Genomic DNA, 1,323 nt, shown 5'->3' with positions numbered 1-1,323 from the left:
TGAGCTTCCCCCGGTAACTCGGTGGCTTTCCAGACATGGTCCGATAGGGGCCTGAAGGGAGTCGTCCGTGGCACCACCGAAGAAGTACCCTGACGAGCTGAGGGCCCGCGCTGTCCGGCTGTACCGGGAGTCCGACCCCAAGCCGGTGATCCGGCGCCTGGCCGAGCAGCTGGGCGTGCATCACGAGGCGTTGCGGAACTGGATCCGGCAGGACGAGGCCGACCGCGGCGAGCGGGACGACAGGCCCGCCGCGACCGAGTCGGAGGAGCTGCGCCGCCTCCGTAGAGAGAACGCGGAATTCAAGCGCGCCAACGAAATCCTGAAGACCGCGTCCGCGTTTTTCGCGGCGGAACTCGACCCGACCCGGCGACGGTCGTGAAGCTCGTCGAGCAGCTTCGCGGCCGCTTCGGGGTCGAGTTCATCCTCCGGGTCCTGGGCGTCGCCTCGTCCACCTACCACGGTTGGGTGGCCCGACAGTCCACCCCGTCGGATCGCGAACGCGAGGACCGGTCGATCACCGCGGAGATCGTGGACATCCACATCGCCTCGGGCGGAACCTATGGCAGCCCGCGGGTGCACCAGGTTCTGCGCCGCCGGGGCATCCGCGTGTCGCGCAAGCGGGTCGAGCGGTTGATGCGCCAGGCCGGCCTGCAGGGCGCCTTCCTGCGCAAACAGTGGCGCACCCCGTCGACCAGGCAGGATCCGCGGGCCGCACCGGCGCCCGATCGGGTGAACCGGGACTTCACCGCGCCGGCGCCGGACCGGTTGTGGGTGGCCGACGCGACCCGGATCCGCACCGGCGAGGGCGTGTTCTGGCTCGCGGCCGTGCGCGACGCGTTCTCCAACCGGATCGTGGGCTGGAAGACCAGCGACCGCTGCGACACCGACCTGGTCCTGGGCGCGCTGGAGTACGCGATCTGGTCGCGTGACGTGCGCGACGGGCAGCTGATCCACCACAGCGACCGCGGGTCGACCTTCACGGCCTTCCGGTTCGCGGAACGGTTGGCGGACAACGGGATCCTGCCGTCGATGGGGTCGGTCGGCGACTCCTACGACAACGCCCTGATGGAGAACTTCTTCTCCACGTTGAAGATCGAGCTGGTCTACCGCCGGTCCTGGCGCACCCGCGACGAGGCCGAGAACGAACTGTTCCGCTATATCGACGGGTTCTACAACACCGAACGCATCCAGAAGGACCTCGGCTGGCTCAGCCCCGACGAGTACGAAGCCGCCTGGCACGCCGCCCAGGCCGAACCGACTACCATCCCGGCATCACCGATCCGATCCAGGTAACAACCATCTCGGGTTATCGGGGGAAGCTCA

2 protein-coding genes are annotated in these 1,323 nt (G+C 68.4%); both read left to right on the top strand.

Features of this window, described 5'->3' with window-relative positions:
- Window positions 1-67 precede the first annotated feature (67 nt).
- Complete coding sequence (locus OQ02_RS39065) at window positions 68-379, top strand: transposase (protein WP_033443730.1); 312 nt, start codon at window positions 68-70, stop codon at window positions 377-379.
- Entirely contained in the window at window positions 376-1,293 is a 918-nt protein-coding gene (locus OQ02_RS39060; protein ID WP_033443729.1) for an IS3 family transposase, read from the top strand. Before OQ02_RS39065 ends, OQ02_RS39060 begins: the two co-directional genes overlap by 4 nt.
- Window positions 1,294-1,323: the final 30 nt, after the last annotated feature.

This window comes from Saccharothrix sp. NRRL B-16314 (genome assembly GCF_000716595.1).
GTDB lineage: Bacteria > Actinomycetota > Actinomycetes > Mycobacteriales > Pseudonocardiaceae > Actinosynnema.
Note: the sequence above shows the minus strand (reverse complement) of the source record. Positions and strands in the feature narration are given on the sequence as shown.